This is a genomic window from Acinetobacter sp. CIP A162 (genome assembly GCF_000367905.1).
In the GTDB taxonomy this organism is placed as follows: domain Bacteria; phylum Pseudomonadota; class Gammaproteobacteria; order Pseudomonadales; family Moraxellaceae; genus Acinetobacter; species Acinetobacter lwoffii.
This window is the reverse complement of sequence record NZ_KB849157.1, coordinates 267,331-287,006: the sequence shown is the minus strand read 5'-3', so window position 1 is coordinate 287,006 and position 19,676 is coordinate 267,331. Positions and strand designations below refer to the sequence as shown.

Below are 19,676 nucleotides of genomic sequence, written 5' to 3'. Positions count from 1 at the left end.
TTTTTTGGGAAAAATGTGTCTAAAATTTTTAAGATATTATGACAAAACGCTTTGTCCTAAGCTGGACCAAGCTTGATTGATCGATTTTTCAATGCCTTGCGCATCCAAACCCGCTTGTTGCAACATCTGTGCATGAGTCGCTTGCGCCATAAATGTATCATCCAGACCCAGATGCAGCATCGGTTTTACAATCTGCGCTTCTGCCAGATATTCATTCACCGCACTGCCTGCTCCGCCCATGATGGCATGTTCTTCAACCGTCACAAACAGACTGGTACTTAAGGCCAGATCATCGAGCATTTGAGTATCGAGTGGCTTGACAAAACGCATGTTAACCACACGCACGCCAATCTCATGTTTCACGGCAAATGCGTCAGCAGCGTCGACTGCAGCCTGTACCCGGCTACCAAATGCCAGCACAGAAATATATTCATCATACTGCCCATTAAAGCTGGCCACGATTTCCGCCTGACCGATCGGAATCTCAACCATCTTTTTCTGAATCTCGACGCCTAGTCCATTGCCACGTGGATAACGTACGGCTGCAGGACCTGGATATAAATACGCAGTATGCAGCATTTGACGGCATTCATTTTCGTCTTTTGGCGCCATGATCACGATATTCGGGATAGTCCGCATATAGGCATAGTCATATGCACCGGCATGGGTCGGACCATCTTCACCGACCAGACCGGCACGATCAATACCAAAGGTAACATCTAGATTCTGCAAGGCTACATCGTGTACCAGCTGGTCATAACCGCGTTGCAAGAACGTCGAATAAATCGCCACGACCGGCTTTAAGCCTTCACAGGCCATACCAGCAGCCAAGGTAACTGCATGCTGTTCGGCAATCGCCACATCAAAGAAACGTTCCGGATATTCTTTGGCAAATTTGACCATGCCTGAACCTTCGCACATGGCGGGAGTAATCGCGAGTAAGCGTGTGTCTTGTGCCGCTTCATCGCAAAGCCATTGCCCAAATACATCCGAATATTTCGGCGCAGTATTGCTGGCAGCAACGGCATTGAGTTTGCTAATCGCGTGATACTTGATTTGATCCGATTCTGCCGGAGCAAAGCCCTTGCCTTTTTTAGTATAGACATGAATCAGGCGTGGGCCTTTACGCTTTTTCAGCGCATTAAAGACATGCACCAGCTGTTTGACATCATGACCATCGTACGGGCCAAAATAGTCAAAGCCGATGGCTTGGAATAAGTTATCTGCAGCATCGGTTGCTGCACTGTGCAAACGCGAGTTATACAACCATTCTGGATGTGGCTGTACATATGCCTCACCCTGCTCGGTAACATTAACGAACTCACCGCGCTCCCAAATGGCAGCCAGATGTTTGGCAAAACCACCGGTACTGCAAGAAATCGACATATCATTGTCGTTCAGCACCACCATCAGATCAGCACTGTGTGCCACGGCATCATTCAAAGCTTCAAAAGCCATACCTGCCGTCATGGCGCCATCGCCAATAATCGATACCACTTCACACGGCTTGTTCTGATAACGACGTGCCAGCGCCATACCTAGGCCAGCAGAAATCGCCGTCGAAGAATGCCCTACCCCAAAGGTATCAAATTCAGATTCTTCACGAGCCGGAAACGCAGCCAGACCATCTTTGGCACGAATCGTGGTGAGCTGTTCACGACGACCAGTCAACACTTTATGCGGATAGGCCTGATGACCTACATCCCAGATCAGGCGGTCATGCGGTGTATTAAAGCAATAATGTAAAGCCACGGTGAGTTCAATCACACCGAGATTGGCACCAAAATGTCCGCCACTTTGCCCGGCAGCATACAAAATGAATTGACGTAACTCATCCGCCACTTGTTCTAGCTGGCTTTGCTCGAGTGCACGCAGTTGCTCAGGATGATTGATCGCATCAAGCAACGGTGTTACAGGGCGTTGAGTTGGGATTTCTGTATACAGCATATTATGGCAAAGCCTTCTAAAGCCTGGCAAATCTAAAGCTAGGTCAATGGGGAGTACCCGATCATATAGCTGAATTGTAGCAGCTTCAATTCAGCTACGCTTCTAGCGATGCAATATTAAACAATGATCTCGTCGGGGTGAAAAAATTGCAGCCTACGATTATCCTGAATAATCTTACTATTTATCAACTATTATCGTTCGCTTTCTACAAAAAAGAAAATCTATTGCAGAATTTCGACTTTGCAATTCTACCAATGTTCAATCATTACGCTATACTTTAGCCAATTTCAGGATTTAACGGGTTCAGCTGTGCCAATCGAATTTGTCGCAACGTCAAGATTACCTACCGCTCACGGTGAATTTAAAATTACTGTATTTCAAGACCCTAAGACTGGCGAAGAACATGTCGCACTTTCCAAAGGACTTGAAGAAGTATCAGATGAGCCTGTAGTGGTGCGTGTGCATTCTGAATGTTTAACTGGTGATGCCTTTGCTTCACTCAAATGCGACTGTGGCCCGCAATTGCAAGCGACTTTAAAACTGATCAATGAATTAGGCCGCGGAGTCATTCTGTATTTGCGTCAGGAAGGTCGTGGCATTGGCCTGACCAATAAAATTCGCGCTTATGCCCTGCAAGATCAGGGACATGACACCGTAGATGCCAATTTAATGCTGAACCTGCCAGCAGATGCACGTCAGTATGATATGTGTAGCATCATGCTGGATCATTTACAGGTGAAAGCAGTACGTCTCGTGACCAATAATCCTTCTAAAATTGAAGCTTTAAAAGCCCAGGGGATTAATGTGATCGATCGTGTGCCTTTGACTGTGGGTTTAAACCCTTTTAATGAACAATATCTTAAGACCAAGCACGAACGCATGGCACATCTTTATAAAAAGGATGATTTTTAATATTTTTAACCCCCGTCCCACCTTATTTTAACTTAATCCCTCCAAACCTCCCTTTCTTGCGCTTCGACTTAAAGCCATACTTAAGTCTTGCTCAGGGAGGCTTTCCCTCTTTTTCTTAAAAATGGGGTTAGGGGAAGATTAAATCGTCATGGAAAAAATCCGGTTCTCTGGCATCCGTCGCTTTAAACGTAAATCAAAAGCCATACAAATATTGCGTACAAATGGTTTCCCTTTCTCTAGAATCGTGACTGACGAGTCTGAAAATTGAATCAAGCCATCCTGCGCCATTTCCTCAAGCTGTGCCAAAACCTCATCAATTTCAGGAAAAAGTATCTCGGAATTTTCCCATGAGGTACTAAAGCTGCACATCAAATTTAGAATATGTTGCCGAATGATCAGATCTTCATGATTTAATATATGTCCTCTAAATACCGGAATTTCATCCCGCGCCAGGCATTCATAATATTCTTCAATTGTTTTCACATTCTGCGCAAAGCTGTACCAGCTATCGCTGATCGAAGAAATCCCGAGTCCAATCATCACTTGGGTTTTAGAGGCGGTATATCCCATAAAATTGCGGTGCAATGTTCCAGCTTGAAAGGACTGGTACATCGCATCTTTTTCTAAAGCAAAGTGATCCATGCCAATTTCATGATAACCATGCGCGAGTAACTTCTTTTTACCTTCTTCATAGCATTCCCGTTTGATTGCATCTTTGGGCACATCGGCATCTTTAAAACCGCGCTGACCATTGCCTTTAATCCAGGGCACATGTGCATAGCTATATAAAGCCAGACGGTCCGGCAAGAGCGAATTGGTTTGTTCAATAGTATTTAAAACATCTTCCAGACTCTGAAATGGCAGACCAAAGACCAGATCATGGGAAATCGATTCATAGCCAATTTCTCGCGCCCATTCGGTTACCTGTTTAACATTTTCATAAGGCTGAATCCGGTGAATCGCCTTTTGCACGGTTTCATTATAATCCTGTACCCCATAACTGACTCGACGAAAGCCAAGGTCATATAAACCTTGCAAATGCTCACGCATGGTATTATTAGGATGGCCTTCAAAACTGAATTCATGTACAGGCGCTACATCTGCTTTGGCCAGAATGCCTTGAATTAGTTGAGCCAGATGTGCCATTGAAAAAAAGGTCGGCGTTCCTCCACCAAAATGAATCTCTTTAATGATGGGCTTTTCTTGTAATAACTCGCAATATAGATCCCATTCTTTCAGCAGTGCCTGAATATAAGGTTGTTCGACTTCATGGCGTTTGGTCACGCGCTTATGACACCCGCAGAAGGTACACAGGCTTTCGCAAAATGGCAGGTGGATATACAAGCTAATGCCTTCGCTTTGATTGGATTCATCAAAAGACTTTTTTAGCGTTTGCTTCCATTGTTCCAGCGAGAAATTCTGCTCTTCCCAATACGGAACAGTGGGATAACTGGTATAGCGTGGCCCGGGAACATTGTATTTTTGAATCAGGGAATTGACCTGTACCGACATGAGACTCACCTATTACCGTCGAGAAATGCTCAAGCCAATGAGCGCTTGTGAGTTATTGTGCTGAGCTTGAAAAAAGAATTCAACCTAGCCATTTAGTCGGATTTAATGATGCATTCTGCTTATGAATAGTGGAATGTAATGTCTGGGCTGATGAATTGCATCACCAAATTAGACCTTAATCTTTGACTGATTTTATGCTTTGATGTCGTTAGTTTTTTATTTCCCTACGAGGGCTCTGATGCAGCATCCTACATCTACGGATATTCAACGTGTTCGTGAATTTCTCCTCGACTTACAGGCACGGATTTGTGCAGCACTAGAACAGCAGGAACGTGCTGGCGGCGGTACGGCTGAATTTATCATCGATGACTGGGAGCGTCCGGAAGGTGGTGGCGGCCGTTCACGTGTTTTGCAAAATGGTACGGTGATTGAAAAAGGTGGGGTAATGTTCTCCCACATCAACATTTCCAAGCTACCTGCTTCTGCGACCGAACGCCATCCCAATATTGCCGGTGCCAAAGCGCAAGCGATGGGGGTATCACTGGTGATTCATCCGAAAAATCCAAATGTGCCCACCTCACATGCCAACGTGCGTTTATTTGTCGCAGAAAAAGAAGGCCAGGATCCGATTTGGTGGTTTGGTGGCGGTTTTGACCTGACCCCGTTTTATCCGAATGATGAAGATGTACTGTCTTGGCATCAAACGGCGCATGATCTATGTGCGCCATTCGGCGAAGAGGTTTATCCTGAACATAAACAATGGTGTGATGATTATTTTTATCTGAAACATCGTGATGAACAGCGTGGCGTTGGCGGCTTGTTTTTTGACGACCTGAATCAATGGGATTTTGAAACCTGTTTCCAGTATATGCAGGCTGTAGGCAATGGATATCTAGAAGCCATTCTGCCGATTTTCCAGCGCAATCAGGATAAGCCTTATACCGAAGCACAACGCGAGTTTCAGTTATACCGTCGCGGCCGTTATGTGGAATACAATCTGGTTTATGACCGCGGCACCCTGTTTGGCTTGCAGACTGGTGGCCGGATTGAATCGATTCTGGTCAGCCTGCCCCCGCTTACCGGATGGTCATATCGCCCTGAATGGGATGAGGGCTCACCGGAAAAACGTTTAACAGATTACTACCTGAAACCACATAACTGGTTAACAGAATTAAAATCCAACGCAATGAAATGATACAAACGGCCCTCAAATAGAGGGCTGTTTTAATAGATATATCCTCTATACTGCTGCATAGAAATACCTGATTTGATCGCGGCACCCTATCGCTACATCGATCATATTCCATTTGATGTCTAGTGAGAATAACAATGCATAATCTTCAATTAAATCTACCTGTGTTGGCCTTTTGGCTTTTTCTGGCTCTCGCCATCAGCGCGATGAGTACCGCAATTTTGAGTCACAACCTGATTCTGGATGGCGCCGCTATTCTGGTGAGTATCCTGACTGGGTTTGGGGTTGTTCTCAGTATGGCGCTGATGTTTGCGGAACATATTATGGATATTTGCAGTTCCTAAAACCCGGATCACTTAACAGCAATTTAAAATCGCGCAGGCTTTAGTCTCTGCGCTTTTTCACGTATATTGATGGCCATTTCCGCACATGGACATTGTGAAATGAGCAAACAATTTTCCGTGATTGGTAACCCGATTGAACAATCACGTTCTCCAGAATTGCATCACGCCTTTGCTGCTAAAACTGGTGTCGACCTGAGTTACACCAAGCGTCTGGCGCCACTGGATGGCTTCGTAGCCAACATTCAGGAATTCTTTAGCAATGGCGGTAGTGGTATGAATGTCACCGTACCCTTTAAAGAACAGGCTTTTGCCCACTGTCAGGTGCTGAGTGAACGGGCCAAAATTGCCAAAGCCGTGAATACGCTATGGATGGAAAATGGTGTGCTGCATGGCGACAATACCGATGGTCAGGGACTGGTTGAAGCAATTCGAGCACTAGATTGGCCACTGGAAAATACAGATATTTTAATTATTGGTGCAGGCGGTGCCACGCGTGGTGTAATCTATCCCCTAGCCCAGGCAGGTGCGAAAAAAATCGTGATCGCCAATCGTACCTTGGCACGGGCGGAACAACTGGTCGCTGATCTTCAGAATGCCGTACCGCAAGTCGAATTACAGGCGATTTCACTAGACACTTTAGCCGGTGAATTTGATTTGATGATTAATGCCACTTCTGCCAGTCTCAGCGGTGATGCCCTGGTTTTACCGGAAACGCTACAGTTTAAACGGGCCTATGAAATGGCCTATGGCAAATCTTCTTCCTTTCTGGATCAAGCCAAGGCACGCGGTGTACCGACATCTGAAGGTTTTGGCATGCTGGTCGGTCAAGCAATTGAATCTTTTTACATCTGGAATGGTATCAAACCGGATTTAAAAGAGTTTCTTTAAAACCCCTATCTCTCTAATGAGTTCAGTTCGGGTTGCAACTGCAACCCTTTACTTCCCTCCTACTACTTTTTATAAGCTGAAAAACCATGGATTGGTTTTAATGACATTTTAAAATGAGTTATTTTGCCACCTGAATCCGAGCACAATTCATACAAAAATATACTGGACAAATCACCTTTTAACTCATTAAATTCCATTGATATAACAAGTTTTTAATCTTCCTGTAATGTAAACACCTAATGATGAAATTCGATGATTTCATTCATTAGCCTTAAAAATCGATTCGCTTTTCTGACATTTTTATTCACTGAATTCATCAATGTTTTTTTATCCCGAATGTGAATAATCAAAGAATCGATACAGATAATCCAAAACTAATTTCAATCAGGATTAAACGCATGCCAGCATATAAAGCCCCTTTACACGACATTCGCTTCCTTATGAATGAAGTGCTTGACTACCCTGCGCACTACCAGAATTTGTCGAATGGTGAATATGCCGATGCCGACACGGTAGATATGATCTTAGAAGGCGCTGCAGATTTCTGTGAAAATGTACTGTCGCCGTTGAATCAAAGCGGTGATGAAGAAGGCTGTCATTTTGAAAATGGCGAAGTAAAAACACCGAAAGGCTTTAAAGAAGCTTACGACCAGTTCGTACAAGGTGGCTGGCAAGGTCTGTCTTATCCTGAAGAATTTGGTGGCCAAAACCTGCCAATGTCTTTAAACCTGATCAAATCGGAAATGATGGGGACTGCAAACTGGTCATTCCAGATGTATCCGGGTTTAAGTGTGGGTTGTATCAACACTATCATGCAATATGGTACCGATGAGCAGAAAAACACGTATCTGCCTCACTTAGTTGCAGGAACTTGGGCGGGCACCATGTGTCTGACTGAGCCGCAATGTGGTACTGACTTGGGTCAAGTTAAGACCAAAGCAGAGCCGAAAGAAGATGGCAGCTATGCCATTTCAGGCACCAAAATCTTTATTTCCGCAGGTGAGCACGACCTGACTGAAAATATCGTACATATCGTACTGGCACGCCTTCCAGATGCGCCGCAAGGTACCAAAGGGATTTCTTTGTTTATCGTACCGAAATTTATTGCTGCTGCAGATGGCGGGATCGGCGAGCGTAATCCAGTGAACTGCGGTTCGATTGAACACAAAATGGGGATTCGCGCTTCAGCAACGGCTGTACTGAATTTTGACAATGCGACTGGCTACCTGATTGGCGAACCGAATAAAGGCTTGCACGCTATGTTCACCTTTATGAACACGGCGCGTATTGGTACTGCGATTCAGGGTATTTGTCATGCTGAATTGTCATTCCAGGGTGCTTTACCGTATGCCAAAGAGCGTATGTCAATGCGCGCCCTGTCTGGCAAAAAAGATCCGGAAAAAGTAGCGGATGCGATCATTCACCATGCTGATGTCCGCCGTATGCTATTGACGCAAAAAGCCATTGCTGAAGGTGGCCGTGCCATGATTTATCATGCAGCAAAAATTGCCGACAACATGAATGATGCTTTGCTGCGTGGCGATACTACAGCATTTGAACAGCATGATGACCATCTTGGGTTCTATACTCCAATCCTGAAAGGCTTCCTGACCGAAATGGGTTATGAGGCATCAAATCACGGTATGCAAGTCTTCGGTGGACATGGCTATATCAAAGAATGGGGCATGGAACAGATCGTACGTGACTCACGTATCTCTACCCTGTATGAAGGCACAACAGGTGTTCAGGCACTGGATCTGATTGGCCGTAAAGTGCTGTTGACATCAAAAGGTAAAGTTATTCGTGATTACACTGCTGAAATCCTGAAATTCTGCGGTCAGCATGCACGTAATAAATATATGCGCCGCTTTGCCTGGGATTTAACCAAGCTCTGTGCACAGTGGAATGCACTAACTGTGCGTATCATGCTGGCTGCACGTAAGGACCGCGACATCGTTTCTTCTGCATCAGTCGATTTCCTGATGTTCTCCGGTTATGTGATGATGGCGTACTTCTGGGCACAACAAGCCGCAGTCGCTTCAGCCAAACTGGCATCTGGCGAAGGTGCTGAAGTACCAGAGTTCTATAAAGCGAAAATCAAAACCGCTGATTTTTATTTCGAACGTATCCTGCCACGCACCCAAGGTCATGCTGAAGCAATGGTGAATCCATCTAAAACCATGACGGCACTCGCGCCAGAACACTTTAGCTTCGATTACTAAGCTGTAAACTGACTTGAAAAGAGCGCTTCGGCGCTCTTTTTATTGACACAGATGCTCTTGTTTAACTTTAAAAACCCTTTTGGATAGAAAATATACAAATTTAATTTTATATTTTTCAACATCCTAATAAATTAGCCAAATAAAACGCTTGTATATCTCAAAATAAGCGGTATGATAATCCCAACTAGAAAAATTCTTGTTTTGGTTAGTCTTCTTTTAAGTATCGCAGTTTTAGTCATAAACCTTCGTATTACAGATCAAAAAGCTCCATCCTTTTTATTTTTCAAAGTTACAGTTAGTCATCTGAAATTTTGGCTATAAATTCATACGATTCAATAGGTTATATTATGTCTAATACAGTTAACGGTACAGTAAAATGGTTCAACGAAACTAAAGGTTTCGGTTTCATTCAACAAGAATCAGGTCCAGACGTTTTTGCTCACTTCAGCGAAATCACTGGTTCAGGTTTCAAAACTTTAGTTGAAGGCCAAAAGGTTTCTTTCAGCGTAGCTCAAGGTCAAAAAGGCCCTACAGCTGTAAATATCGTTGCTCTATAATTTAGAAGCAAGATATTGAAAAAAAGCACTCTAAGAGTGCTTTTTTTGTGCCTGAGATTTTTAAAGTTTGCTGTTTTCTTTTCAAAGATTACATCGAAGATCTGAAAACAGATAACCTCTAGGCTATAAAAAATTCCTGACCTAGGGAAATCTGCACAATAAAAAAACCCTCATATAGATTTACGAGAGTTTTTCCAAAAATGAGCAGCGAATTAAAATCAATTAAAGAAATTCTTCTAATACCGAATTTAAAAAGATATGCCCTTGCTCGGTACATGAAAGCCGGTCTTGATCATCGACCATTAATTTTCTGTCACGTAAAGAGCTGAGTAACTCATGTAAAGTATCCAGATTCAAACCGGTACGTTCGGCATAGAGTTTGGCTTCCACGCCCTGATTTAAACGTAACGCATTCATCATAAATTCAAAAGGCAAGTCGGCATCTTCAATGCGCTTAAACTGCACATGTTCGGCAGGTATTTTGGCTAAGTAGTCCTTAGGTAAACGAGTTTTCTGGAACCGATACACGCCATCCGGTTGAGTGACTTTGCCATGTGCTCCGGCACCAATTGCCAGATAATCACCAAACTGCCAGTAATTCAGATTATGCGCTGAAGGCAATTCTTTACGCCAAGCCGAAACTTCATAGTTGATAAAACCCTGAGCTTTTAAGTAGAGCTCACCCTGCTCCTGAATATCTTCCAATATTTCATCGACAGGCAACATCGGTTGAGTCCGGAAAAATACCGTATTTGGTTCAATCGTCAGCTGATACCAGGAAATATGCGTAGCGCCCTGTTCTACCGCCAGTTTTAAATCATGTAAAGCCTGATCCAAGGTCTGTTCAGGCAAACCATGCATCAAGTCAACATTAATCCGCTGAAAACCGGCTTCACGTGCCAGCCCAATCGCAGAAATCGCATCTTCATTGCTGTGAATCCGTCCCAAACGCTTGAGATGAGCGGTATTAAAACTCTGCACCCCAATCGACAGACGGTTAATTCCGGCCTGCAAATAACCGGCAAACGGATCATGTTCGACCGTACCGGGATTGGCTTCCAGCGTAATCTCACAGCCTTCGGCAAAGGGAATAACGGCTTTGAGCTGATCAAATAACCATTGATAGCCTGGGGCAGAAATCAGTGACGGCGTCCCCCCACCAATAAAGACACTGTGAATCTGCCGGCCTTGGGCAAAATCGACCTGAGTTTTAAAGTCTTCCACCAGTGCTCGTAAATATTCCTGTTCCAATTCCAGTGATAGCTGACCATCCGGAACCGCATGCGAATTGAAGTCACAATAAGGACATTTGCGCACACACCAAGGCATATGAATATATAAGGACAAAGGGACAGCAGCAGGATTCAATTCAGCCAAAGAACTACTCAAAAACGATTACAAGATATAGCGGAATTTTAACATGACTCGGCGGCAACACTGCTAAAATTAAATTTGATCGTGTGATATACCTAAAAATTTAAATAGAATTAGTCAGTTAAAATTATGAAAATATCTTCTCAACTTATTATTTTACTTCCTTTAGTTTTTGCAATCGGTGTTTTATTGACACTCCAGACCGCAATTAACACACAACTAAAAGAATATTTATATTCTCCTATTCAAGCTGCATTTTTTTCCTTTTTGATTGGTACAATAGTGCTCGCCGTAATCGTACTTTTTCAGTCCAATCCCAAACCCGGTTTACAGGAACTGATGAGTGTTCCCTGGTATTTATGGCTCGGGGGAATCGTGGGTGTATATGCGATTAGTATGAGCATTTATGCAGCGCCCAAACTTGGCTTTCTGGTTCTTAGCAGTCTCATTATTTTTGGTCAGATGATGATGTCGATGCTGGTCGATCATCTGGGATTATTGGGTAATGAAAAAATGCCGATTAATTGGCAACGTCTTTTAGGCGGCGTGGTAATTTTTATTGGTGTGCTTCTCACTTTACAACGCTAAACCTTCTATTTAAGCACATGATCACGATGAGTAATTTTTGTGTCGAATGTTTCACCAGTCACAACCTTTGGTTTTGAATTAAAAAAACTTTTTCATCTGATGCTGCCTATTCTGGTGACCCAATTTTCTCAGGCTGGTCTGGGCCTGATTGATACCATTATGGCCGGTCACCTGTCTGCTACCGATCTTGCCGCGATTGCCGTCGGAGTAGGACTCTGGATTCCGGTGATGCTGCTGTTTAGTGGCATTATGATTGCCACGACGCCTTTGGTTGCCGAAGCTAACGGCGCACGCACACCTGAAAAAATTGCCACCATTGCACGTCAATCACTTTGGGTCGCCTTGATCCTTGGAGTAATTGCCGGCCTGATTTTGCAACTCCTGCCCGCCACTTTGCCACTCTTGGGTGTACCGGAAAGCTTACAGCCTAAAGCCAGTTTATTTCTGCATGCCATTGGTTTTGGTATGCCTGCGGTAACCATGTATGCAGCCTTACGCGGCTACTCAGAAGCGATTGGAAATCCGCGTCCGGTTACCGTCATTAGTTTATTGGCCCTGGTTTTGCTGGTTCCGCTGAACTATATCTTTATGTATGGTATTGGCCCTGTTCCGGCCCTAGGCAGTGCAGGCTGTGGGTTTGCCACAGCGATTTTGCAGTGGTTAATGCTCATGACTCTGGCATTGTATATCTTTAAAAACAGAGCCTATCAACGTACCCAGCCTTTTACTCACTGGGAAAAAATCAACCCGGAATGGGTGAAGCGTATTCTGCAACTGGGTTTTCCGATTGGATTGGCGATCTTCTTTGAGGTCAGTATTTTCAGTACAGCGGCAATTGTGCTGAGTCCTTTGGGAGAGACCATTGTCGCTGCCCATCAGATTGCTATTTCTGTCACTTCACAACTGTTCATGATTCCCATGTCACTGGCAATTGCCCTGACCATTCGGGTCGGCACCTACTATGGTGAACAGAACTGGCAAGCCATGCGTAAAGTACAATATCTCGGCCTGATTACTGCCACTATTCTGGCGATCCTGACCATGATTCTGCTTTGGGTTTTCCGCAATGAAATCGTGGCACTCTACACCTCAGATATGATCGTGACCCAAATTGCGGTCTATCTGATTCTGTTTGCCATTGCCTATCAACTGATGGATGCCTGGCAGATCAGTGCAGCAGGTTGTCTGCGCGGCATGCAGGATACCAAGGGGCCGATGTGGATTACCATGCTGGCTTACTGGGTCATCGCCTTCCCGGTCGGGGTATATCTGTCCCGCTTTACAGAGATGGGTGCAGCTGGTGTTTGGGTTGGCCTGATTGTAGGTCTAAGTGTTGCCTGTGTTTTATTGCTGGCACGACTCTATGGCAATAACAGACGTTTAAGCTTAAAGGTGTAAAAACTTAGTGACTTTCAAGCAATCTTAAATATTGAGTAGGTGGCATGGATGTCACCGTTGAGCTGTAATACAGGGAAGTATCATCAGATCAACGAAACGGTTTTTTACTTTTGCCATGACAAAAGTAAGAACTGCCTACGCGACAGCATAAAAATAAAAAGATGAGGCTATGACACTTATAATTCTTATTTTAATGTAGAAATTAAGAATCAGCTTCTAAAGCATCCTTCAATCTTTCTGGAAGTTTCGATTCATCCGCCACATCTTTAATCACTACCTGCCCCACAATCACATCCGTACCATTAAAAGTCATGGTGGGTGAACCATATAACTCATAACCTTCATTTAAGGCACGGGTCACCCGCGCACAAAAATGTACATCATCCTTACCGGTAAAATATCGATAGACTTTCATTGAATTTTCTTCATTACTACACTCTGTTTATTCTAAGCTTTTAGCCATAAAACAACATTCAGAATTAATACTCAGCCTTATCTAAAACGATGATGGATTCCGGCATATTTTTTAGTTTAGCCAAGGAGATAAAGATAAATCTTTTATCAAATCAAAGATGATGCATTAAACATGGAGAAGCTGAAGGAAATCACAACACAACCTCTACAATTAAATCTAGGCAATTGAAACTTTGTCACCTATGATCAAATACATCCATTCATAGTTGGTTTCAAGGAATCTCGCATGGCAAAAACGGCTAGCACACCCGGTCGTCGCTTTATGAAACTTGCCGGAATGACCGCAAGTATTGCAGGTAAAACCCTCTCCAATTCCATTAAAAATTTAACTGCCGATGACGAGCAGAAAAATACTGCGCGCAGTAAATTATTTCAGGATATTGGTGTGCAGATTGCGGATACCTTGGGGGAAATGAAAGGCGCAGTCATGAAAGTTGGCCAGATTGCCTCGCAATATAAAGATGTTTTCCCGCCCGAAGTCGCCAAAGCCATTGCTAAGTTACAGCGTCAGGCGCCACCGATGCCGTTTAAAGAAATTAAGGCACAAGTGGAAAAAGAATTGGGTAAACCTCTGCAGCAGCTTTTCCAGCAGTTTGATGAGCAGCCATTTGCCGCGGCCTCGATTGGTCAGGTGCATAAAGCCAGCCTGCCGGATGGCCAGCAAGTTGTGGTCAAGGTGCAATATCCTGGTGTGGATGAAGCCTGCGAAAGCGACCTGAAACAGGTGCGTCTGGCACTGCGTATGATGGGCGTATTAAAGATTGATCGTAAACTTCAAGATCAATTATTTAAAGAAATTCAGCACAGTCTGGACAATGAGCTGAACTATGAAATCGAAGCGCAGAATCTGGAAATCGCTCGTGCCTTCCATGAATCTCTGGACAATAAAATTGTGATTCCGAAAGTGTTTCATGAGTACTCATCCCGGCATATTTTGACCTTAAGCCAGGAACTTGGTGAAAGTATCGAAACTGCCAGCACCTGGCCACTCGAAACCCGAAATGCTTTGGGACGTCGTCTGTTTCGTGCCATTGGCCAGGAAATTTTTTATCTGAAACGCTTTCACTGTGATCCACATCCGGGCAACTTTGCTTTCCGTGAAGATGGCTCTGTGATTGTTTATGATTATGGTGGCGTTAAAACACTGTCGACTGAAGTGATTGGACATTTCAGAGAACTGATCCATGCTGCACGCGAGAAGAATATTCCCGTGATCGAGCAACAGCTGGATGCGCTGCATTCCTTGACTGAAACTGGAAAATTCCCGAAAGAATTATATGAACAATGGCTGGAAGTACTCATGCGTCCTCTGGTCACTCACTATGATTTCGCCGAAAACTCAGCGCATCATGATGGGATGGAGCTACTGAAACCTTCGTTGAAATATTGGGATGTATTTAAGCCCTCTCCTGATACCTTGATGGTGAACCGGACAATTTCAGGACAATACTGGAACCTGATTCATCTCAAAGTACATGATGATTTAAGTGATGTATTTGAAGAACTGGTACCGAGTCGAAGCTAAGTTGAGACGATAGGCTTACACGCTGTAACCCTAGATTACTTGAAATATCAAATGTTACATTATAACATTTAATCAAGAATCATGAGGAAGTTAGATATGCGTTCAGATATCCATCCCGAGTATCGTGAAGTGTTATTCCATGATACCAATGCCGATGCCTATTTCGTGATTGGCAGCACAATGAACTCGAATCAAACCAAAGAATATCAAGGTAAAACTTATCCTTACGTGACATTAGATATTTCGAGTGCATCACATCCTTTCTATACAGGTGAGCAGCGTCAGACCAGCAATGAAGGACGTGTGGCAAGCTTTAACAAACGTTTTGGCCGCTTTAAACGTGGTTAAAATCGAAAACCTTCGATTATCTTAAGATTTAAATCGTGGTTTATGTCAGGAAATGACCTCCAATTTCCTGACTTTTTTATGCGCTGATTTTAACTCTGTGCCAACAGGAGTGAAGTTAAATAAAAGCCCAGCGCCAGAACAATAATGCCGACAATTAAGCTGGATAATGCATATAACAGCGCTAGGCCCATAGCACCTTGCTTGAATAACAAAAAGCTTTCCAGACCGAAACTGGAAAATGTGGTAAAGCCACCGAGAATCCCCACCATTAAAAACAGACGAGCTTCTTGTTGGAGTGCTGGATATTTTTGGCTACAGGCAAAAAAAATCCCGGCACATAAACAGCCTAAAATATTGATCCACCAGGTGGGCCAGGGAAATTGCATTTGTGGTTTAAACAGCCAAAGTCCTGCTGCATAACGCAGACTGGCACCGATTGCCCCACCCATTGCCACCCAAAGCCAGCCCATATTTTTTCCTGTTCTATTTATTGATCAAGTTTATTTTATCCAAAGTTTCGTATTGAGCATGGATAAATTTCACTGTTATCTTGAACTGAAAATCAATGAAATACCATGGAACTTCGCAAGAAAATTGCTATATTTATCGCATCGAATTTTCATGAATGACACAGGAAAAACAGCATGGCGCAGGATTTATTGGCCCAGTTGGCGGCAGGCGAAGCAAAATTTGCAGATGTGATTGCTTATATCGAATCCCGTTATACGCATACACCGACTGCATTTAAAAATGGCCAGCAGAATAATGCGGCTACAGAAAATCAGGGCAGCGCCAAAGTCTTTTCTTTTGCACAATTGAATGGTCTGGATCAGGCACAAACGTTAAGCCTGTTTGCTGAACATTATACTTGTGTACTGGCGACGCCAGAGGCGACTGATCATCAGAATATCCGCCAGTTTATGCTCAATGGCTGGGATGGAATTGCCTTTGAAGGTCAGGCTTTAACTGCGAAGTAAGTCCTAAGCAGATAAAAAAACCGCTCAAAGGAGCGGTTTTTTATACAACTTAGAAGCGTGCATGAAGTCTGTTTTAGCTCTTACCGACTTTTTCAATCCACTTAATAGAACTGACGCGGAAAACCTCACAAGCACCATCACCCGTATCGGTCGGAGTTAAAGACGATGTCCAGACCAGATCTTTATCACGCACTTCAACCAGTTCCCCTTGCATACGCACCAGATCACCACGTTTCACTTTTTTAATTGCCTTGGCAATTTCAGGATTGGCAGGAATGATGTGCATATTGGACACCATCTGCTTGGCTTGTTCTACCGGCACTGGCACCCGATCCATTTTCCAGTTCAGATAACGATCAAATTGATTGACCGTGATATGTCGGGCAATTTCAGGTTCAGCAAACAGCCCCCAGCTGACGGCATAATCAATTGGAGAGAATTTGGCTTGCGGGTCAGAACTATAAACCTTGGAACCCAGAATACGAAAATCACCTTTAAAAGGCTGTAAGACCGAAATTGACTGGCCTTTAACGACGGGAGGCAAACCTTTGGCAATATTGTGGTCGACCGAGCTATAGCCCGAAATAGGCAGCAACAGGCTGGCCAGCAAAGCATAATTTTTAAAGTATTTGAACATAATTTTTAATCTAATCCTAATCAAGTTGATCAAACGTTTTAAGGATATCTTCCTTGATCTTACGGATTTTTTAATGAATAAACAGTTGAACTTGGTAACAAACTGCACGTATTTAGTCAGCTCGAGATATGCCCGTCATTTTATTTTTCAGTTAAGCTAGAACGTATTTCCATCATATTAAAATAACTCAAATGCTGTATAAACTTTATCAACAACATATCTTTCCGCATCTGCTGAATCAGGTGATGCAAACACCATCCCTGATGGACTTGCGTCGTGAACTACTTTTGGACATTTCCGGGGAAGTGCTGGAAATTGGTTTTGGTACCGGCCTGAATCTGCCTTTTTATCAATCGGTTGATAAGGTCTATGCACTAGAACCAAATCCGGCGATCTTCAAACTGGCAGAAGCGCGAATTCAACAGGCAGGGTTTCAGGTCGAGCATATTCAGGCCAGCGCAGAAACTTTGCCTTTTGCTGAAAATAATTTGGAAAATATTGTGTCTACCTGGACGCTTTGTAGTATTGCAGAGCTGGAACAGAGCATGCAGGAAATTTACCGTGTGCTACAACCGGGTGGGACTTTACATGTGGTCGAACATGTTCTGAATCGACAAAATTTAAATATTCAGCGTCTGCAACATTTACTCACTCCCATTCAAAAGAAAGTCGCAGATGGCTGTCATCTGAATCGGGATATTGAAACCGCCTTACTGGAAACCGGTTTTGAAATAGAAACCTTGAATTACATTGATGCCGAAGGTATTCCGAAGATTGGCCAACGCATGTTGTTAGCACGGGTTCGTAAACCATAGAGCGAATTCACTACTATTTTGTATTTAGTGCTGCTGGACGTGGGTTACTCGCAACAACTGACAATGAGCACGATATTCAGAGCCTGTCCCAACCCGGAACTCTTGTCCAGTCGTACCTGAATGAACTGTTACCAGATCACCAGTGAGCGTGATTTTCTGTCCCGATTTTAGCCGGCGAATCTGATCGGCAATTTTTTCAGTGGCAGCAATCAGACTAAAATGCTGCACATGCGTATTGACGAAGTCATGCTCCGCTTTGCTAATTTGTCCTTCAATCTGATAGCAGCGCTTTGCTTCATCAAACTCCAGTTTTGCCTGCATGGCGGGCAGCGGTTGAGTCAGCAACAGCACATCAATATTACTCAGATAGGCCAGATCATTAAAATGCCCCACCACAGGGCTGGCCTGATGCAGCACCCGACGATCAGGTTTCACAAAGCGGTGATCATGCATAATATAAGTCGCTGAAATGCGCTTGACTGGTTTTACCTGAAAGTTTTTGAGTACGCCTTTTTCTTGCAGATGCGGAATGGCACGAAAAAACTCATTCCAGACCCAGAGTCCAAGCATAAACAGCAGCGCAGTGATTAGTAATTTTTGCATAATTTTTATTCTTCACTGGATTTTGGTCAATCCTGAAAATCAATCCGAATGGTTTCAAAACGTACCCGCCCTTCCTGAACCGCTCGGGCAATGGCTTGCTGGCCTTTGGTCAGGCGTGCTCCGCCACTTTTAATGTCAATCAAAACCACTTCAATATCTTCAGCGTCGCCTTCGCCATCACGAAAATCGGTATAGCCATCAAAGACCACATAATCGACTGGATCGCCCAGAAACTTGGCATCACTCGGCAAATATTGAAATTCTGGCATGATCGGTGCGAGCTGTTCCGCCATTTTGCCTTTGAGAACTGCACGGCTGGTGTTCACGCTGCGTTTTTGCGCGGCAATGAGGGACTGCTGATGCTCCAGTTCCAGTTCGGCAATATACTGCTCATATTCGGCCTTGATCCGTCCATTACGCGTCTGACTTAAAATAATAGTGGTCAATACCACCCCGATACATGCGCCAATCAGCATGGCCATCCATATGGACATTCAATCTTCCTAATTTGCCTGATTTTTATAGCATCGCATTCGACTGAAGTTGAGGACTTCGGCCATTTGCATACTTAAAAAGAATGATATGCTAGGCCGGAACAGAATAAAATCACCTTGAGTCATGAAAACAATTTTAGTTGCGAATCAGAAAGGCGGTTGTGGTAAAACCATGACAGCTATTAGTTTGGCGTCAGCACTCGCACAAAAGGGTTATAAGGTGGCATTGGCCGATGCCGACAACCAGAAATCAACATTGCAATGGCTTAAGCATCGTCCGGCACAGGCAGCACAGATCCAAAGTCTGGACTGGCGCAATAGCAAATCTATTGGTGATGCGCCGAAGCAGATCGAATACCTGATTATTGATGCACCGGGTGCCTTGACCGACGATCATGCCGAACAGCTGATCAGTGAAGCACATGCGATTATCATCCCGATCCAGCCTTCTTTTTTTGATATCGATTCGACCCGCCGTTTTCTCAAACATTTGCAGGACATTAAACGCATCCGTAAGGGCAAGGTTGAAATTTTACTTTTGGCCAACCGAACCAAACCGAATGCCGCCAGCAATCAAGACATACAGCAGTTTTTTGACAAGATCGACCAGCAGCCAGTGGCCTGGATTTCGGAACGTGCCCCTTATAGCCGACTGGCTATGGAAGGCCTGTCAGTCTTTGATAAACCTCAGAAAATCTACCGGGAACTGCAGACTCAATGGCAACCGGTACTAAATGCCATTATTGATGATCCGAGTCAGTGGTTTTGAGTCAATCGTCTGAATCGTGGTATAGCTTTGGGAAAATAATCTTGCTACTTGGCTAGCTATCATTTTCGATCGCTTTTTTTTCAGTTAATATGCCTGAACA

Annotated in this window: 21 protein-coding genes; 13 read left to right on the top strand and 8 right to left on the bottom strand. The window is 44.0% G+C overall.

From position 1 onward, the window contains the following. Positions 1–36 precede the first annotated feature (36 nt). Positions 37–1,947 (bottom strand): 1-deoxy-D-xylulose-5-phosphate synthase, encoded by a 1,911-nt coding sequence (dxs, locus tag F995_RS01610; protein ID WP_004645028.1) that lies wholly within the window; start codon positions 1,945–1,947, stop codon positions 37–39. A gap of 309 nt (positions 1,948–2,256) precedes the next feature. Here dxs and ribA point away from each other — a divergent pair, with 309 nt between their 5' ends. After that, complete coding sequence (ribA, locus tag F995_RS01605) at positions 2,257–2,859, top strand: GTP cyclohydrolase II (protein ID WP_004645027.1); 603 nt, start codon at positions 2,257–2,259, stop codon at positions 2,857–2,859. 138 nt (positions 2,860–2,997) lie between these two features. Here the strand turns inward: ribA and hemN are convergent, their stop codons facing one another. Further along, the gene (hemN, locus tag F995_RS01600) at positions 2,998–4,371 is read right to left on the bottom strand and encodes an oxygen-independent coproporphyrinogen III oxidase (RefSeq protein ID WP_004645026.1); all 1,374 of its coding nucleotides are present in this window, start codon (positions 4,369–4,371) and stop codon (positions 2,998–3,000) included. Between the two features lie 238 nt (positions 4,372–4,609). Between hemN and hemF the strand changes: the two genes are divergently transcribed. The 5 genes from hemF to F995_RS01575 all read left to right on the top strand — a co-directional run bounded on the left by hemF (position 4,610) and on the right by F995_RS01575 (position 9,574). After that, positions 4,610–5,566, top strand: coding sequence for an oxygen-dependent coproporphyrinogen oxidase (hemF, locus tag F995_RS01595; protein ID WP_004645025.1), 957 nt, complete (start codon positions 4,610–4,612; stop codon positions 5,564–5,566). Positions 5,567–5,700: 134 nt separating this feature from the next. Next, positions 5,701–5,907, top strand: a complete 207-nt coding sequence (locus F995_RS01590) for a hypothetical protein (protein WP_004281539.1) — start codon at positions 5,701–5,703, stop codon at positions 5,905–5,907. A 99-nt stretch (positions 5,908–6,006) separates the two neighbouring features. After that, entirely contained in the window at positions 6,007–6,795 is a 789-nt protein-coding gene (gene aroE / locus F995_RS01585) for a shikimate dehydrogenase (RefSeq protein ID WP_004645024.1), read from the top strand. Positions 6,796–7,193: 398 nt separating this feature from the next. Beyond that, positions 7,194–9,017 carry an acyl-CoA dehydrogenase C-terminal domain-containing protein gene (locus F995_RS01580; RefSeq protein WP_004645022.1) on the top strand — a complete coding sequence of 608 codons (1,824 nt, stop codon included), beginning with the start codon at positions 7,194–7,196 and terminating at the stop codon, positions 9,015–9,017. Positions 9,018–9,364: 347 nt separating this feature from the next. After that, positions 9,365–9,574 carry a cold-shock protein gene (locus F995_RS01575; RefSeq protein WP_004281542.1) on the top strand — a complete coding sequence of 70 codons (210 nt, stop codon included), beginning with the start codon at positions 9,365–9,367 and terminating at the stop codon, positions 9,572–9,574. 222 nt (positions 9,575–9,796) lie between these two features. Here the strand turns inward: F995_RS01575 and hemW are convergent, their stop codons facing one another. Then, positions 9,797–10,951 carry a radical SAM family heme chaperone HemW gene (gene hemW / locus F995_RS01570; RefSeq protein WP_004645021.1) on the bottom strand — a complete coding sequence of 385 codons (1,155 nt, stop codon included), beginning with the start codon at positions 10,949–10,951 and terminating at the stop codon, positions 9,797–9,799. Positions 10,952–11,077: 126 nt separating this feature from the next. Here hemW and F995_RS01565 point away from each other — a divergent pair, with 126 nt between their 5' ends. Together F995_RS01565 and F995_RS01560 are read left to right on the top strand one after the other, a co-directional pair. Then, the gene (locus tag F995_RS01565) at positions 11,078–11,536 is read left to right on the top strand and encodes a DMT family transporter (RefSeq protein ID WP_004645020.1); all 459 of its coding nucleotides are present in this window, start codon (positions 11,078–11,080) and stop codon (positions 11,534–11,536) included. Positions 11,537–11,575: 39 nt separating this feature from the next. Next, on the top strand, positions 11,576–12,934 hold the full coding sequence (locus F995_RS01560; protein ID WP_004645019.1) for an MATE family efflux transporter: 1,359 nt from the start codon (positions 11,576–11,578) through the stop codon (positions 12,932–12,934). Between the two features lie 202 nt (positions 12,935–13,136). Here F995_RS01560 and F995_RS01555 read toward each other — a convergent pair whose 3' ends face one another. Beyond that, positions 13,137–13,349, bottom strand: coding sequence for a DUF1737 domain-containing protein (locus F995_RS01555; RefSeq protein ID WP_004645018.1), 213 nt, complete (start codon positions 13,347–13,349; stop codon positions 13,137–13,139). A gap of 285 nt (positions 13,350–13,634) precedes the next feature. Between F995_RS01555 and F995_RS01550 the strand changes: the two genes are divergently transcribed. Both F995_RS01550 and F995_RS01545 read left to right on the top strand, forming a co-directional pair. Then, positions 13,635–14,933, top strand: a complete 1,299-nt coding sequence (locus tag F995_RS01550; protein WP_004645017.1) for an ABC1 kinase family protein — start codon at positions 13,635–13,637, stop codon at positions 14,931–14,933. A 96-nt stretch (positions 14,934–15,029) separates the two neighbouring features. Then, the gene (locus tag F995_RS01545) at positions 15,030–15,281 is read left to right on the top strand and encodes a type B 50S ribosomal protein L31 (RefSeq protein WP_004645016.1); all 252 of its coding nucleotides are present in this window, start codon (positions 15,030–15,032) and stop codon (positions 15,279–15,281) included. 89 nt (positions 15,282–15,370) lie between these two features. Here the strand turns inward: F995_RS01545 and crcB are convergent, their stop codons facing one another. Beyond that, positions 15,371–15,751 (bottom strand): fluoride efflux transporter CrcB, encoded by a 381-nt coding sequence (gene crcB / locus F995_RS01540; RefSeq protein WP_004645015.1) that lies wholly within the window; start codon positions 15,749–15,751, stop codon positions 15,371–15,373. Positions 15,752–15,925: 174 nt separating this feature from the next. On the opposite strand from crcB, the gene F995_RS01535 reads away from it, so the two are divergent. Then, a complete protein-coding gene (locus tag F995_RS01535) occupies positions 15,926–16,258 on the top strand; it encodes a HopJ type III effector protein (RefSeq protein WP_004645014.1) in 333 nt (110 codons plus the stop codon). 73 nt (positions 16,259–16,331) lie between these two features. Here the strand turns inward: F995_RS01535 and F995_RS01530 are convergent, their stop codons facing one another. Further along, positions 16,332–16,895 carry a hypothetical protein gene (locus tag F995_RS01530; RefSeq protein WP_004645013.1) on the bottom strand — a complete coding sequence of 188 codons (564 nt, stop codon included), beginning with the start codon at positions 16,893–16,895 and terminating at the stop codon, positions 16,332–16,334. A gap of 191 nt (positions 16,896–17,086) precedes the next feature. Between F995_RS01530 and F995_RS01525 the strand changes: the two genes are divergently transcribed. Next, positions 17,087–17,710 (top strand): class I SAM-dependent methyltransferase, encoded by a 624-nt coding sequence (locus F995_RS01525; protein WP_004645011.1) that lies wholly within the window; start codon positions 17,087–17,089, stop codon positions 17,708–17,710. A gap of 24 nt (positions 17,711–17,734) precedes the next feature. Here the strand turns inward: F995_RS01525 and F995_RS01520 are convergent, their stop codons facing one another. Together F995_RS01520 and F995_RS01515 are read right to left on the bottom strand one after the other, a co-directional pair. Beyond that, positions 17,735–18,313, bottom strand: a complete 579-nt coding sequence (locus tag F995_RS01520) for a hypothetical protein (RefSeq protein ID WP_004645010.1) — start codon at positions 18,311–18,313, stop codon at positions 17,735–17,737. Positions 18,314–18,339: 26 nt separating this feature from the next. Then, the gene (locus F995_RS01515) at positions 18,340–18,807 is read right to left on the bottom strand and encodes a Holliday junction resolvase-like protein (protein WP_004645008.1); all 468 of its coding nucleotides are present in this window, start codon (positions 18,805–18,807) and stop codon (positions 18,340–18,342) included. A gap of 124 nt (positions 18,808–18,931) precedes the next feature. On the opposite strand from F995_RS01515, the gene F995_RS01510 reads away from it, so the two are divergent. Next, positions 18,932–19,576 carry a ParA family protein gene (locus F995_RS01510; protein ID WP_004645007.1) on the top strand — a complete coding sequence of 215 codons (645 nt, stop codon included), beginning with the start codon at positions 18,932–18,934 and terminating at the stop codon, positions 19,574–19,576. Positions 19,577–19,676 lie beyond the last annotated feature (100 nt).